12 protein-coding genes are annotated in these 14,143 nt (G+C 61.6%); 4 read left to right on the forward strand and 8 right to left on the reverse strand.

The window, feature by feature from the left end:
- Positions 1-111 precede the first annotated feature (111 nt).
- From ABZ728_RS12400 to ABZ728_RS12430, 7 genes are all read right to left on the reverse strand, one after another.
- Positions 112-4,161, reverse strand: coding sequence for a hypothetical protein (locus tag ABZ728_RS12400; RefSeq protein ID WP_366656463.1), 4,050 nt, complete (start codon positions 4,159-4,161; stop codon positions 112-114).
- Between the two features lie 247 nt (positions 4,162-4,408).
- Positions 4,409-5,080 carry a protein phosphatase CheZ gene (locus ABZ728_RS12405; protein ID WP_366656464.1) on the reverse strand — a complete coding sequence of 224 codons (672 nt, stop codon included), beginning with the start codon at positions 5,078-5,080 and terminating at the stop codon, positions 4,409-4,411.
- A 66-nt stretch (positions 5,081-5,146) separates the two neighbouring features.
- Positions 5,147-5,533 (reverse strand): response regulator, encoded by a 387-nt coding sequence (locus ABZ728_RS12410; protein ID WP_366656465.1) that lies wholly within the window; start codon positions 5,531-5,533, stop codon positions 5,147-5,149.
- Between the two features lie 169 nt (positions 5,534-5,702).
- Positions 5,703-6,809: a hypothetical protein gene (locus ABZ728_RS12415; protein WP_366656466.1), complete on the reverse strand. Its 1,107-nt coding sequence runs from the start codon at positions 6,807-6,809 to the stop codon at positions 5,703-5,705.
- A 5-nt stretch (positions 6,810-6,814) separates the two neighbouring features.
- Positions 6,815-7,453, reverse strand: coding sequence for a DUF6468 domain-containing protein (locus tag ABZ728_RS12420; protein ID WP_366656467.1), 639 nt, complete (start codon positions 7,451-7,453; stop codon positions 6,815-6,817).
- A 2-nt stretch (positions 7,454-7,455) separates the two neighbouring features.
- The gene (fliM, locus tag ABZ728_RS12425) at positions 7,456-8,553 is read right to left on the reverse strand and encodes a flagellar motor switch protein FliM (RefSeq protein WP_366656468.1); all 1,098 of its coding nucleotides are present in this window, start codon (positions 8,551-8,553) and stop codon (positions 7,456-7,458) included.
- Between the two features lie 78 nt (positions 8,554-8,631).
- Entirely contained in the window at positions 8,632-9,162 is a 531-nt protein-coding gene (locus ABZ728_RS12430; RefSeq protein ID WP_366656469.1) for a flagellar basal body-associated FliL family protein, read from the reverse strand.
- Between the two features lie 494 nt (positions 9,163-9,656).
- Between ABZ728_RS12430 and ABZ728_RS12435 the strand changes: the two genes are divergently transcribed.
- The 4 genes from ABZ728_RS12435 to flgH all read left to right on the forward strand — a co-directional run bounded on the left by ABZ728_RS12435 (position 9,657) and on the right by flgH (position 13,112).
- On the forward strand, positions 9,657-10,397 hold the full coding sequence (locus ABZ728_RS12435) for a flagellar hook basal-body protein (RefSeq protein WP_366656470.1): 741 nt from the start codon (positions 9,657-9,659) through the stop codon (positions 10,395-10,397).
- A gap of 57 nt (positions 10,398-10,454) precedes the next feature.
- The gene (flgG, locus tag ABZ728_RS12440) at positions 10,455-11,240 is read left to right on the forward strand and encodes a flagellar basal-body rod protein FlgG (RefSeq protein WP_366656471.1); all 786 of its coding nucleotides are present in this window, start codon (positions 10,455-10,457) and stop codon (positions 11,238-11,240) included.
- A gap of 85 nt (positions 11,241-11,325) precedes the next feature.
- Positions 11,326-12,306 carry a flagellar basal body P-ring formation chaperone FlgA gene (gene flgA, locus ABZ728_RS12445; protein WP_366656472.1) on the forward strand — a complete coding sequence of 327 codons (981 nt, stop codon included), beginning with the start codon at positions 11,326-11,328 and terminating at the stop codon, positions 12,304-12,306.
- Positions 12,307-12,356: 50 nt separating this feature from the next.
- Positions 12,357-13,112 (forward strand): flagellar basal body L-ring protein FlgH, encoded by a 756-nt coding sequence (gene flgH, locus ABZ728_RS12450; RefSeq protein WP_366656473.1) that lies wholly within the window; start codon positions 12,357-12,359, stop codon positions 13,110-13,112.
- Positions 13,113-13,499: 387 nt separating this feature from the next.
- Here flgH and dksA read toward each other — a convergent pair whose 3' ends face one another.
- On the reverse strand, positions 13,500-13,919 hold the full coding sequence (gene dksA, locus ABZ728_RS12455; RefSeq protein WP_366656474.1) for an RNA polymerase-binding protein DksA: 420 nt from the start codon (positions 13,917-13,919) through the stop codon (positions 13,500-13,502).
- Positions 13,920-14,143 lie beyond the last annotated feature (224 nt).

Below are 14,143 nucleotides of genomic sequence, written 5' to 3' on the forward strand. Positions count from 1 at the left end.
CTTCGGTCCCACAAAATGACATAACGCCAAAGGCGTGGTGGCAGAACGGCAATGTTCGTGACAGGCATTCGATGATCGGACGAGCAGACCCGACGAGTAGACCGGCGCTGCTCAATTCATCGGCGTGGCCGCATCCGCAGTGCCGGCAGTGCCGGACTGCCTGAACCCGTCCAGGAAAGACTCGAAGAGTGCGACTTCGGCCACTTCGTCGCGGATTGACTGGAGGTCCAGCGTGTCCATCGAGCCGCCCGACCGGGTCAGGACGCGAAAGGCCTCTCCTTCCGGCCCGTCGGCCAACTGGTCGCCGAACCGCTCGGAAACCTCGTCCAGACCCGCCTGGTCGTCAGAAAGAGCGAGTACCAGCGTCAGGTTCATGATCCTGTTGCGCCATTCCGTGTTCAGGGCGTCGCCATCAATTTCAGCGCGGTCGATCAGCGACCAGAGAGCTTCGGCTGCACGCGGCCAGTTCCGGGCCCGCCACGCGATATCAAGACGCGCCGCATCCGCAAGATCGCCGTCGTCCTGAGCGATGGCTGCAAACGCCTCGTTCGGCCGGTCAATCTCCGACAGCGCCCGTGCCCGCAATGCCCGCGCGCGGGCAGCCGTTTCCGGTGCAGGATCGGTGTCGAGCGCAAGATCGGTGGCATCCAGTGCGTCCTCGACCCTGTTGTCGAGCAATCGCAGCCCCGCCAGACGAGTCGCCACGTCGGGGATTTCGTCGGCCGGAAGACCGTCGGCCAACATATCTTCAAGCATGGCGGCTGATCGGGCGAGCAAGTCGATCTGCGCCAGACCCTCCGCCAGTGCCAGACGAATGTCGCGACCAAGTTCTCCGGGTGGCATGAGATGACTGAAATCTTCGTATATGGAGTACCGGGCAATCGGATCGAGCGCCGATGCCGGCCCCTCCTCACCGATGAAAACCTGAACGAAGCGGCTTCGCAAATGGTCCGTCAGATCCGATGCGGCCGGCAAATCGGCGAACTGGTTTCTTGCGTCATCCCAGGTCGCAAGCGCCTGACGGACGGCTCCGTCGCGCCAGTAAGCGGTACCGAGGTCTTCCAGCAGATCCAGTTCCAGGTGGTCGCCGCGCCACGCAAATCGAAGCTGTTCCAGTCGATCGGCCGCATCTTGCGGATCGATCTCCTCGCGCTCGGATTGAAGAGCGACGAGTTCCCGCTCTGCCAGCACTGAGTGTTTGCGATCGTTGCTATCCACCGCCTCACCGAACCAGGCAACGGCACGATCGCCATCGCCCCGCTCTTTTGCTATCAGGCCCGTCAGGTACTGGAACGCGCCGGTATCCGAAACAAGCTCACCATAATCATCGAGCAGATCATTTGCGAGCCTGTGGCCGCCGTCGATGTCGCCGCTTTTGAGTGTTGCCAGGGCTGCGCTCATTCTGAGCTCGATCTGCAGGTCGTCCGGGTAGTCCGCCCAAACATCGCCCGCTCTGGAATAAGCCCGCGCCGCCCCGTCGTAATTGCCACGGCGTTCCTCTACCAGCCCCCGCCAGGCATAGCCCTCGGCGGCATTGACGAACGCATCGTGGTCGAGATCCGACGCTGCTCCATCCAATTCCCCCGCCAGTGCGCGTGCCGCCCCCCGGAGTGCCAGAAAGTCGGGCTCATCGCCGAGATCCGGATCCAGGTCCGCTGCGATTTCCAGCATTCCCAGGGCTTCGTGCGGCAATGCGTGTGTGAGGCTGAGCCGCGCCAGTTCCATTCGAACCGACGCCTTCTCGTCGTCCTGGCTTTCCACAACCCGGCGTTCGAGTTCCCGGCGCTGGGTGTTGTAGGCCCGTTCCGGCGTCGTCCAGTTCGCGAAATCGTAAAAGCGCGGCACGCCGTCGCCGGGACGGGACGCTGCGGCAAGCCGGGTATCGACGTCGGGTGACAGAACCAGCCCGGTATCGGCAGTCAATTCCACTCCGTCCGGGGTCAGGCTCATGAGAATATCGTCAGCCTTTGGCCGCACCGCAATTCCCATCTCCGCCTTCAGAAACTCCAGTTGCGCAAATTCGCGCGTTGTCGGCATGCCGATACCGGCTTGGGAAACCGGAGCAACCAGAAGAACGTCACCGATCTCCGGATCCCGCAATCGAACCACGCCACGCGCGCCGGGCGCCATTGCCAGCACCCGGCTCCCGGCGGGATGATTGGGCTGTCGCAACAGGGTGATCGGGACTTCAGCCGATCGGTGTTGATCGAGCAGAGTAACAGTCCACGCCGTCGCGTCACGGCGAACATACAGCCCCCGCGCATTGGCATCGGCGAAACGCAGCGCTACGCCGCCGGTCGCTTCCACCGTCTGAGGTGCGCCGAGAACAGGTTCGCTGTCTCGCGCCAGATCGCTCACATTCAGTCTGTTCCGCGAAGCGAATACGGCCCAGAGAGCGTCATTCCTGAGGAAAAACGCCGCATAGGACGGAACGCCCGGATCGAATTCGACTGTCCTGCCGTCTGGCGCATCGATTGTCCGAACCTCCAACGCCTCCCGGGGAACCGTGCCGTATCCGGATCGTGCGCTATCGGTTGGAAGGATACTGGCGCCATCGTCACTGCGGTTTGACCTGCTGCGCGCTTGGCGACCGGCATCAAGCCGCGCCAGCGTATCTTCCACGGAACTGGAAACATCCTCCAGGCTTGGCAAATCATCTTCGTCGATCTCCGACGCGGCGCGAACAGTTCCGGGCGATGGCGTCTCACTGTCGCTGCGCCCGGTTAGCGGCGCTGACGGGCGTTCAGGGATGGTCCCCTGGTCTTCAGCGACCTGCGAGGTTTCGTCAGGCGCGCGCGCGGCCGATGCACCGGGATCGGCACTCGTGGCACTGTCTTCGGCCGCATCGCTGCCAGGGTCGCTTGAAAAGTCATCACCGGACAAATTACGACCGAGATCCACGTCGCCATCACCGGATTCGGCTACAACGCGGGGGGGGCGTGGCGGCGACGGCCGGGGGCGGAACGGATTTCCCTCGACCGTCGCAGGACCATCATCCACCTCGGATCCATTCGGATTGGCCCCGTCCGGCGGTGCATTGTCCGGCCGACCATTGTCCGAACGCGTTTCGATCGGCTGACCTTCGGAAGGCGGCTGCTGCCGATCGGAAGTCGATGCGGCGGCGAGAGTGCGACCATCACCGCTATCCAGTGCCGGGAGATCGTCCTGGCGGGGCTCGCCGTCGCGGAGGTCAATCACTGCACGATTGTCGATGGAGAAAGAATCTACTCGTGTCCCGGGGCTCAGGCCCAGGTCGACGACCAATCCGCCGCCGGCACCCGATCCTACGGCAGCAGCCGACTCCAGCCGGCTGAGAGCGTTCTCGGAAAATCCCGACCGATTCAAGCTTCCGGGTCTTTCGAACGAAATCCGTGCCCTTTGTCCATCCTGATGAACGGAAAATGCCGTCGGCTGTTGCCAATCAAAGACGAGCCGATCGAACGCCTCGTGCACGCCGCCGCGGAGTCCCACCGTCTGACCGAGTTCCGGGCTGGGTTCCGGGCTGGGTTCCGGGCTCAAAATCCGGGGAGGATCTTCCTGGGAAGTCGGCACTTGTGACGATGAAGCGGCAGATTGGCGAGATCCTGATGCGCTAGTCTGGTCACCCGCTGACCTGGATGACGGAATGGCGCTGGCATCGCCGGATGCGTCACCCGGCTCGCGGGCCGGCAGTCCAATTCCGCCCGCGTTCGAAGAAATCGCGCTGCCAGGATTTACCGCCGCGGGTGCCATGAATGCCAGACCCGCACCAGACGAAGCAGAGTCAGATGACTGGCCGTCGCCGTCGCTCGGCCGGATATCCAGGATTACGGCCGTTCCGGTCCCGAATGCCGTCGCATCGGCATCACCGGTGAGTGTAAACCTCACGGTCTCCAGGCCAATTTGCGAAATCGAGGCCACATAGTTGGACAACGACTGGGGAACGCTGTCGAATTCGGCCGACACAGGTTCGGAGAAGGTAATGTCGACGGTTCGGCCCGATTGATCGAGCCGATGGTCGACGGGTTGCCCCCATTCGAAGACGGCCCGGCCGTAATCTCCATGGTCCCATGACCTGAGATCCTGCGCGCCCGCTGCCAGCGGCGACAGAACGGCGCCCACCGCACCGACAATGCAACACAGCGCCAAAAGGACGATTCTCGGCACGCTGTGTTCCCGCATAAAGCGAAGCTCCAACAAATGCGATCCCCTGGTTGGTCCGCAAGCCCATTCCTACCGACTGAGCCGCGTCGCTGCTCGGAGGGGGCCGACTTCACCGCCGGCTTTACAATCGCTGACGCCGTAGAACAAACAACACGTGCCGGCCAAACCGAATCCGGCAGCAAGATGGATTCAGGATCCGGGAATAGTCAACATCGTGACGAACGCCGCCTCGCCAAAGACGACGAGCGTTGCTCCGGTTCGGCACTCAATCGAACTCAGCCAGAAGCCGGTCGATTTCGTCCTGGTCGATCGCCTTATCCGGCAATTGCGGTCCATTTAGCAGAGACATGTCAACGTCCGCAGCGTCAGCCGATTGCGCGGCGCCCGAAGACCGCGCCTTGGCCACTTCCTCACCCAGGACGTTGACGAGCGTATCGATCTTGTTTTCGATATGCTTGAGTGTATTCACGACCTTGGTGATCCGCTGACCGGTAATATCCTGGAAATTGCACGCTTCGAAGATATTGATGGTGTGGGTCATCAACTGATCAGAAACGTCGCCTTCCAGCGTCGCGGCGATGTTCTGAATCTGCTCAGCCGTATCCAGTATCGTTCCGGTTGCTTCTTCCGTGGCGCCGACAACTGCATCGAGTTCGTCGGTGGCCGAGGGAATGAAGTCTGCGCTGATCTCATCTGGTCGGATCTGCGCGATTTCGGATCGCGCTGCCTGAATGTATTTCGCGAGCGAATCCAGTTCACGGTAGATCTTGAAGTCCAGGGAGGTCAGGTCGCCCTCCATGGTGCCAATGACCTCTGCAATGATTTCCGCGACGTCGCTGCGCGTCAAAGGCGCTTCGGCATTTGCCCGCGCCTCATCAAGGCTTTCCGCCAATCCGGGTATCGTCTCGGCCGACGCACCGTTCGCTCTCGTGGTCATTGCCGCCCCCTCCTCTGCCAAACTACCATACAGCCGATCCAGTCAGTGGTCCGCCGGTGCCCTGCGTCAGAACTGACCGACCACGGAAACCAGCTTTCCTTTCAGTGTCTCGGCATTGAACGGCTTCACGATATAGTTGCTGACGCCGGCTTCACGTGCCGCCACGACGTTTTCCTTCTTGGATTCAGCAGTAATCATGATGAACGGCGTATCTTTGAGCTTCTGGTCTGCCCGCACTTCCCGCAGGAGCTGAAGACCCGTCATGGGCTCCATGTTCCAATCCGAAATAACGAGCCCATAGGTTTTCTCGCGCATTTTCTGCAGTGCACTGGAACCGTCCGTCGCCTCATCCACATTCTCAAAATCGAGCTGCTTCAATAGGTTGCGGATGATCCGAAGCATAGTCTTGTAGTCGTCCACAATCAGAATGGACATGGACTTGTCGACGGTCATCTTTAGCTCCGTTCTTCATTCGCCAATTGTAAGGCGATCTTGATCTGACACACAGGTCCCAGCCGATTCGGTAGGACCGGAACAAAGGAGGGTGACATCGCTACGGTACCCGGTCGCGGTTAACAGCCGGTAAAATCGCAGCGGGGGAAACGCGATCCATGCGGAACCGTCAATCCTGTAGCGGCTGCAAATCGGGCAATTGCCCCCTGTCGGCAAGTTCACGGGTAACTTCCCGAGCGCGCTCGGGCTGCATGTTGGCGATTATCGGTGCTGATCGGCGCTGAGCCATTCGATCGAGAACATCGATCAGAACGTCCATATCAAGACCGTCGAATATTCGCGCTGCGTCGCCCGGTCTCATGTTTTCGTAAATGGCAACAAGTCCGGCCAATTGCTCTTCCCGTTCTCCATCCACCTGACCCAGTAGCGACCGAATTTGCTCACGCAGAGCTTCCAGTTCCGCCATTTTTTCTTCAATGCGGCGTTCGGCGATTTCCTGAAGGGCCTCGCGTTCAGTGAGTGCACGCTCCCGCTCGTCAAGCGCGTCGCGCCGGGCCGCGAGATCGTCCAGTAATTCTCTTTCCGTCGCGCTACGACTGCCGTCCCGGAGTGATTCCAGCAAACCCGGACGGGAAGCACTGGCGCTCGCGCCGGCGTCGTTTCCGGTCTCGGCGTTAGTCGCGGATTGCGCATCCGCCCCAGCGTTCTCGGCACTCGTGGCGCCCTGATCGGCATCCGGGTCTTGCCCGGTACCGGCTTCTTCCGCACGCGACGGGACGCCGGGCCCGAAGAACCCGCCCTGCTGCACGCCGGTCCAGACGTCGCCAACGCGAAACCCCAGCATGACCACCGCGACGAAGATGACGCTCGGCAACAATCGCAAACGCGGTCGCTGAATTGCCGACGATACCGCCGCAGGGACACCGGCGATACGGTTGGCCCAGCCCCGTATCGCAGCACCGGCGCCGGACGCCAGTTGAAGCAGTGTCGGCGCCGGGTTGGTCGGCGCCGACGCGTCGCCCGTATCGGCGCCCTTATAGGGCCGAGGTTCGTGCGCGCTATCCGGCTGCGTCGACTCCCTGTTCGGCTCGTCGTGGTTGGATAGGGCCGCCTTCGCTGCGTGGGTCTCGGCACTACGCCTGCTCGATCGCCTGGCGTCGATATCGTCGCCGGCTTCGCCAGTCCGCTGACGCCGCATTTCCCGGCGTGAGGCAATACTGTCCTCGCCGCTCTGCCGGTGACGGCGCCTTTTCGCAAAGTCCTGATCATCGCTCATCAGCGTCACCGCATGTTCTCAATGGCCTTGAGGAGGTCGACATCGCCGCGGCCGCGCGTCTTTGGCGCCTCGTCGTCGGAAGGGGCCCCAGGCGACGGCGAGGCGCGCGCGCGCAGCGGCGTCACCTGCCCACCCGAGCCTGGCCGCCCCGCGTTCGACCCACCCCCGTTGGCCCCATTCGTAGGCCCTGAAGACGAGCCACGCCCCTGAGCGCCAGATCGGCTACCAGACTGATCTCTCGATTGATTGGTGGTCTCAGTAGCGCCGGTCCTTGCGCCGGCACTCGAACCGGGGCGTTTGCCGCGCCCATCGTTTCGTCCTTCAACGGCCGTCGAGGCGGCGACTTCGAGGCGATCCGCCAATCCCTCACCCGCTTCGACCAGGAATTTCAACTCGTCACGCAGCGACTGGGCGCGATGGATCTGCTCCCGCAGTTCGGCGCCCGCGCCATCGGAAGCCGAGCGCAACGATCGAATGGATTCGTCGGCCCGATATGCCGCTTCGGCAAACGCACGCGCCGCCTGCTCGAGTTCCGCTCGGTTGTTGCGCAGGGATTGAAGGCGCTTGTTCAGGATGATCGCGTAAACGATCGTTGCTCCCAACAGCACGACAATCATGCTGTCAAGCACGAGCCCGTAGTTCATGATCATCCTTCCACCTCGTCCGGCTGCTCAATCAATTCCTGCTCGACCCGGACGGCAATGTTGCCTTTGCGCCGGCCCATTCGGCCACGAAACATGGGACTGTCTCCGCATCTGAGTTCGACCATGCCGCCCGGTCCGGTGGTCAGCGGCAGATGGGATCCGACTTTCCAGTTGAGCACGTCGGCAAGGGAACACGTCACCTCGTCCAGGACCGCGCTGAGCTGCACGTCGGTTTGCCAGAGTTCGTTCGCGAGATGGTTCTCCCAGATCGAATCCCGACCGAACTTTTCGCCCATGAACATCTGCAGCAGCAGCTCGCGGACCGGCTCCAGGGTCGCATAAGGGATAAGCAGTTCCAGCCTGCCGCCGCGGTCTTCCATATCGATGCGCAGCTTCGCCAGCATGGCCGCATTGCCGTGCCGAACGATGGTGGCGAAGCGCGGATTCGTTTCGAGCCGCTCGAACCGGAAGGTTACAGGTGACAGTGGATCGAACGCGGCCGATAGATCGGACAGGACAACGTGAACCATGCGTTCAACCAGATTGCGCTCGATCGTCGTATAAGGCCGCCCTTCGATTCGCATCGCTGCAGTGCCCCGGCGCCCGCCGAGCAGAACGTCGACGATCGAGTAGATCATCGCCGAGTCAACGACCATCAGCCCGAAATTGTCCCATTCTTCGGCCTTGAAGACCGAAAGCATGGCCGGCAGGGGAATGGAGTTGAGGTAGTCGCCGAATCGGATGGAGGTGATCTGGTCCAGGGACACTTCGACATTGTCGGATGTGAAGTTCCGCAGGCTGGTCGACATCATTCGCACGAGCCGATCAAACACGACTTCGAGCATGGGCAGCCGCTCGTAGCTGACCATGGCCGAGTTGACGAGCGCCATGACACCGGTCGTATCGTGGGCGCCGTCGTCATCACCATCGAAGCCGAGGAGGCTGTCGATCTCGGTCTGATCAAGCACACGGTTGGAACCGGGTTCGACTCCCATGGCGGCCGACATGTCGAGATCGTCGTCCTCGTCGTCGCCCTCCATCATGGCCGCCCATTCGTCGGCCATGGCGTCCTGATCTTCGTTTGCGGTGGGGTCGCTCATCAATTCGTCCTGATTGCTGGACCGGCCCGTAATCGGCCGTCAGAGTCGGCCGGCGGATGCCGCAGTAAGGCGCTGCCGTTACTGAACAAGCATCTCGCGGAAAAGTACGTCGCGCACTTCTGCAGGTTCTGCCTGGTTGGAGACCCGGCGCAACAGTTCCTCGCGCAGTCGATAGAGCCCGGCCGACCCCTGCAGGTCGGTTACGTCGAGTTCCCGAAGATAGACCTGGAACTGGTCGATGATGCGCGGAAGCACGCGCTCCACATGCTCTACATCCGATTCCCGCGCCAGTTCGAGACTGATCTGCAACCTGAGGAAGTGTTGACGCCGATCGCCAGTGTTCAGATTAACCAGCATGTCGGGAAGTTCGTAGTAATAGCCCGGCTCGGACGGATCGACCGGCTGCTCTTCCTCTACCGCCGCCTCGGCTGAGGAAAAGCTGCTGACGATCGCGCTCAGGGCGCCCGTGACGTAGAGTCCGGCGGCCATCCCGAGAACGACGAGAAGCGGTAAGATAATGAAAAGAACAAGCTTTTTCCCGCTCATCTTTTTGCGGGGAAGCTTCGCGACCGCGTCGTCGAATGCTTGATCCATTGTGTCGGAGGTCATGCTGGCCGTGCCCTCGGTTCCTGCCGTTCGAATGCCAGCGACGGTAAGGTCTGATTAGTTAATAACTCGTTTCATGGCCGATCCCGTTCCTCCCGCATCCGCGCCCGTATGCTCGCATGCATGCCAACGCGACCAGCCTGCAGTCGGCAAAAAATACCCGGCACCATCTGCCGATAGGAACAGCCCGAAACCGAAAGGGGCAGCAGTCCGGCTGACTCCGTCCGGCATTTCAAGCCACGAGGTTCCTGCCACGGAAACCTGATATGCTGGATTAGAAGTTCCATGCACAGCCCTGTAACTCAATGATTTTTCAGCTCGATCGCTCGCCGCCTCCCAAGGATCGGACTGGATGAGCATCGGCATTTGACCCTCGGGCAGCACCGACCGCGCCGAGTTGGCACGATCCCTGCTTTGGCTCTCCCCCGGACAATCCTGCCGGACGCGCCGTCCCAGAAAGACGACGCCGACGGCCTCCCGGGGACGAGGGCCAATCGATGGACGCAACATCCTATATAGCGATTTCCGGACAAGGTGCGCTGCGCCGGCAGATGGATGTCGTGGCGAACAATCTCGCCAATATGGGCACGACCGGCTACAAGGCTCAGGGAATGCTCTTCTCGGATTATCTGAACCTGCCTGACCGTCCGGGGCCAAAGGCGGGCCTGGGTATTCGGCAGGTCACGGATCTGGCGGTGACAAGCGATCACAGCCAGGGCGAGATGGAGCACACCGGAAACATGATGGACAACGCCCTCAACGGTCCGGGCTTCTTCGTCGTCGAAACCTCCGGTGGCCCCCGCTATACGCGCTCGGGAACATTTGCCATTGATGCCGAGCGGCGCCTGATCGATGCCAACTCGCTGCCCGTTCTGGACGACAACGATGCGCCGATCGTCATTCCCGAAGACGCCGGGCAGCTTTCCATCAGCACGAGCGGCGAAATCGAGTCGGATGCCGGGCCGCTCGGCCGCCTGAAGGTCGTCGAGTTCGAGGACCCGGGCACTCTGGAGCCGCTCGGCGGAGGATTGTTCGTTGGCAATGCCGTCCCCGCCGAAGCCGAGGCCACCGAAGTGGTCCAGGGCATGCGCGAGGCGTCGAATGTCATACCGATCGCCGAAATGACGCGCATGATCGACATCTCGCGCGCGTATCAGAAAACACAGAATATTCTGGAATCCGAACACGAACGCCAGCGCACGGCCATTCGTGAACTGCCGCGCCCACGGGCGGGCTGACGCGCCGGACCCTTTTCCGGCCGTCGATCCCCGTCCCGCCCATGAGGAGAAGAAGACATGAGAAGCTTGAGCATCGGCGCCACCGGCATGCTGGCCCAACAGTTGAACGTCGACGTGATCTCGAACAACATCGCAAACATGTCGACAAGCGGCTACAAGCGCCAGCGTGCGGAGTTCCAGGATCTGCTCTATCAAAGCATCCGCCGCGTTGGATCGGCGTCGTCGGATGCGGGGACGATCGTCCCGGCGGGCGTCCAGATCGGGGCCGGCGTCCAGACCGCCGCCGTATATCGGATACACGAACAGGGCAATATGCAGCAGACCTCCAACCCGTTCGACCTGGCTATGGACGGCGACGGGTTCTTCCAGGTTGAATTGCCGAACGGCGACACCGCCTATACAAGGGCAGGATCGTTTCAGTTGAATGCCGAGGGTGAGATCGTAACACCGGACGGCTACCGCGTGATTGGTCCGGGTGCCGTTCCGGAAGATGCGGTCGAAGTAGCGATCAACGCCAGCGGCGAAGTGATGGCCGCCCTCGACGGCCAGGTGGAGCCGGTCAATGTCGGACAGTTCCAGATCTCCAATTTCGCCAACGACGCGGGACTCGAGGCGATCGGCGACAACTATTATCTGCAGACTCCGGCATCGGGCGACCCGATCGACGGTGTCGCCAATGCCAATGGCTTCGGGCGCGTCCGCCAGGGGATGCTGGAGACGTCGAACGTCAATATCGTATCCGAAATCACCGACCTCATCAGTGCCCAGCGTGCCTACGAGATGAACTCGAAGGTCATCACGACAACCGACGAGATGATGCGGTCGACCTCCAACTTGCGATAAGGAGACGATGCCGCGGCGACGGCGGGGCCAGTCCTTCGTCCTGTCGTTAGCGATGCATTAACCTTACCGTTCCATGTTGTCGGTTATGAAGAACATCGCCCCTATCGCCTTCGCTGCGGCGTTGGCTTTGCCCCTTTTGCCGGCACCTGCGGTCATAGGCATTGGCGTCGCCGATGCGGCATCGCCGCGTGAAGACATCGCGATCAATGGCGACCGCGTTTATCTCGGCGATCTTTTCGACGGGCTTGACGCTGGCCAGGCCGAAACGCCGATCGCCCGGTCGCCGGCACCGGGGCGCGAAGTCGTGCTCGACCGGCGCTGGGTCGCCCAGTTGATGCAGGCGCATGGCATAACGCTGGACGACGGGGCCGGTGGCTTGCCACAAATGACCGTTCGCCGCGAGAGCATCACGATCACGGGTGACGCGATACTGGAAGCCCTGCGCCTGGAACTTTCTTCGCAGGATTCCATTCCCTTCGGCGATCGTCTGGAGGTCACACTGGACCGTACCCCGGAGAATATCCACCTTTCCGACGATGCCGATGCGAATATCGAGATCCGCGACCTGTCGCTCGACCGTTCATCGGGACGGTTCTCCGGGAACGCCGTGCTCGCAGGCAACGACCGCGATCACGCGACAATTCCGGTCAGCGGGCGGGCCCGGTCGATGATCACGATACCGGTGCTTTCCACCCGGGTCGGGCGGAGAACTGTCATCACCGCGAACGATCTGGACTGGGTCGAAGTTGACGCCATGCGGCTCGACTCCGCCGTGATCCACGACGCATCGTCAATCGTCGGCATGACGCCGCGCCGGGGTATCGTGCCGAATACGCCAATCCGCGATCATGACCTTGCGGCCCCGATCATCGTGTCGCGCGGCGATCGGATCACGATGATCGTTCGTCACGGCTCGCTTGCCCTGTCCGCTCAAGGGCGGGCGCTGGAAGACGGCGCGCGCGGTCAGACGATCCGCGTGATGAATATCGACAGCAATCAGACCGTCGAGGGCGTAGTCGATGCCAGCGGACAGGTGAGAGTCCTGGCCGGATCGGGCGCATCGTGATCTCGTTTCTCGTCACCCCATCCGCGCTTCACCGGGAGCCAGCCAGGACCATGCCCAATCACTCAACCCGCCGCTCGCATAGCGCAACAGGCCTGATGAGTACCGCGCTGCTCGCCCTCCTCGTCACCGCCTGCGATGCTCCCGAGCGGTTGTCACGCATTGGACAGGCGCCGGACATGTCGCCGATCGAAGACCCCACGGCCCGGCCGGACTATACGCCGGTCAGAATGCCGATGCCGGCTCCACGACAACCTCAGGCGCAGTCGAATTCATTGTGGCAGCCCGGCGCGACAGCGTTTTTCGACGATCAGCGCGCTTCGCGGGTGGGCGACATTCTGACCGTCAGCATCAATATCGACGACGCCGCAGCGATCAGCAACCAGACCGCACGTCAGCGGGCGGGTAATGAATCGGCTGGCGCCCCGAATCTGCTCGGGATCGAGGACCAGCTAGAGGAAATCGACCTGTCGCAGTTGATTCAGCTTTCCAGCGAAGGCGGCAGTTCCGGCAGCGGGTCGGTGACCCGGAACGAAGAAATCAACATGGACATCGCGGCCATCGTCACCGAGGTCTTGCCCAACGGCAATCTGGTGATCTTCGGGCGGCAAGAGGTTCGTGTGAATTTCGAAGTTCGCGAACTGGCCATAGCCGGCATCATCAGGCCCATGGACATCACCTCAGCCAATTCCGTCAGCTACGAGAAGATTGCCGAAGCCCGGATCAGCTATGGCGGCCGCGGACAGATTACCGACGTTCAGCAGCCCCGCTATGGCCAGCAGCTCTACGACATCATCTTCCCGTTCTAGGACAGCATGAGCGTCGGCCCTGGTCCGGACCCTACGGTATTCAAACAACGAGATCGATCTCGGAAATGGTGAGTCCTATAACCCTGATCGTCCCGGGCGCTGCGCGGCCACGAAGTAGCGCGCTTCCAACCCGGGACCTCGGCAGCAGTGACTCTCGATCGTGACACGCGAACCGGGCGCATCCGGCTCGGGGTCCCCGATCGGTGTCGGGAATGATCAGAAGGGGATGATCATGAGGGGATAGCTTTGCCGCTGGCGATCTGTGAATCGCGTAGGGTCCGGACCTGGGGGCGGCCCGTGCCGTGCCGTGAGGTCTCCCCGCAACTCGCGGCACGACCACCCGGCCGAACTTGTTCAGGGGCACGAAGCCCCCGAATGCCGGGCCTGCTATTCGTCGCGCTGCGTCCGCTCCAGTCTTTCGTGACGTTCCTGCGCCTCCAGGCTCAGGGTCGCATTCGGTCGAGCTTCGAGCCGGCGCAGGCTGATCGGCTCGCCAGTCTCTTCGCAATATCCGTAAGACCCGTCCTCGATCCGCCGCAGCGCCGCATCGATTTTCGACAGCAGCTTGCGCTCGCGGTCACGGGTTCGCAGTTCGAGGGATTTGTCGGTTTCCAGCGATGCGCGATCCGCCAGATCCGGCTTTGCCAGTCCCCCTTCCTGGAGGTTCTGCAATGTTTCCGTCGAATCGCTCAGAAGTTCGTCCCGCCAGCGGCGCAGCTTCTGGCGAAAATATTCCCTCATTATCGGGTTCATAAATTCTTCGTCGTCTGACGGACGATAGTCCGGCGGAACAAGCGTGGATGACATCCATCAACCCCCACACGCATCTAAAAAAAACTTCCCGGAACCAGTTGGGTACTCAATTCCGGAGTATCGGATCTATTCCGATCTCGTGGCGCCAGGTACCACAGAACGGGTGGTACCGGTACAGCCGCGTCTATATGCGTTAGATCACTGCCCGCAACAACCCCCTTTTTGGGACAAGGGACGTCATTGCAAGTCGTTGGACGGATTGCGCTATCGCGACTACG

It is taken from the genome of Fodinicurvata sp. EGI_FJ10296 (assembly GCF_040712075.1).
Taxonomy (GTDB): Bacteria; Pseudomonadota; Alphaproteobacteria; order DSM-16000; family Inquilinaceae; genus JBFCVL01.

Excerpts from the sequence above, each read along its gene's own strand:
- ABZ728_RS12400 (WP_366656463.1), bottom strand. The coding sequence starts at position 4,161 with ATGCGGGAACACAGCGTGCCGAGAATCGTCCTTTTGGCGCTGTGTTGC.
- ABZ728_RS12405 (WP_366656464.1), bottom strand. The coding sequence starts at position 5,080 with ATGACCACGAGAGCGAACGGTGCGTCGGCCGAGACGATACCCGGATTG.
- ABZ728_RS12410 (WP_366656465.1), bottom strand. The coding sequence starts at position 5,533 with ATGACCGTCGACAAGTCCATGTCCATTCTGATTGTGGACGACTACAAG.
- ABZ728_RS12415 (WP_366656466.1), bottom strand. The coding sequence starts at position 6,809 with ATGAGCGATGATCAGGACTTTGCGAAAAGGCGCCGTCACCGGCAGAGC.
- ABZ728_RS12420 (WP_366656467.1), bottom strand. The coding sequence starts at position 7,453 with ATGAACTACGGGCTCGTGCTTGACAGCATGATTGTCGTGCTGTTGGGA.
- fliM (WP_366656468.1), bottom strand. The coding sequence starts at position 8,553 with ATGAGCGACCCCACCGCAAACGAAGATCAGGACGCCATGGCCGACGAA.
- ABZ728_RS12430 (WP_366656469.1), bottom strand. The coding sequence starts at position 9,162 with ATGACCTCCGACACAATGGATCAAGCATTCGACGACGCGGTCGCGAAG.
- ABZ728_RS12435 (WP_366656470.1), top strand. The coding sequence starts at position 9,657 with ATGGACGCAACATCCTATATAGCGATTTCCGGACAAGGTGCGCTGCGC.
- flgG (WP_366656471.1), top strand. The coding sequence starts at position 10,455 with ATGAGAAGCTTGAGCATCGGCGCCACCGGCATGCTGGCCCAACAGTTG.
- flgA (WP_366656472.1), top strand. The coding sequence starts at position 11,326 with ATGAAGAACATCGCCCCTATCGCCTTCGCTGCGGCGTTGGCTTTGCCC.
- flgH (WP_366656473.1), top strand. The coding sequence starts at position 12,357 with ATGCCCAATCACTCAACCCGCCGCTCGCATAGCGCAACAGGCCTGATG.
- dksA (WP_366656474.1), bottom strand. The coding sequence starts at position 13,919 with ATGTCATCCACGCTTGTTCCGCCGGACTATCGTCCGTCAGACGACGAA.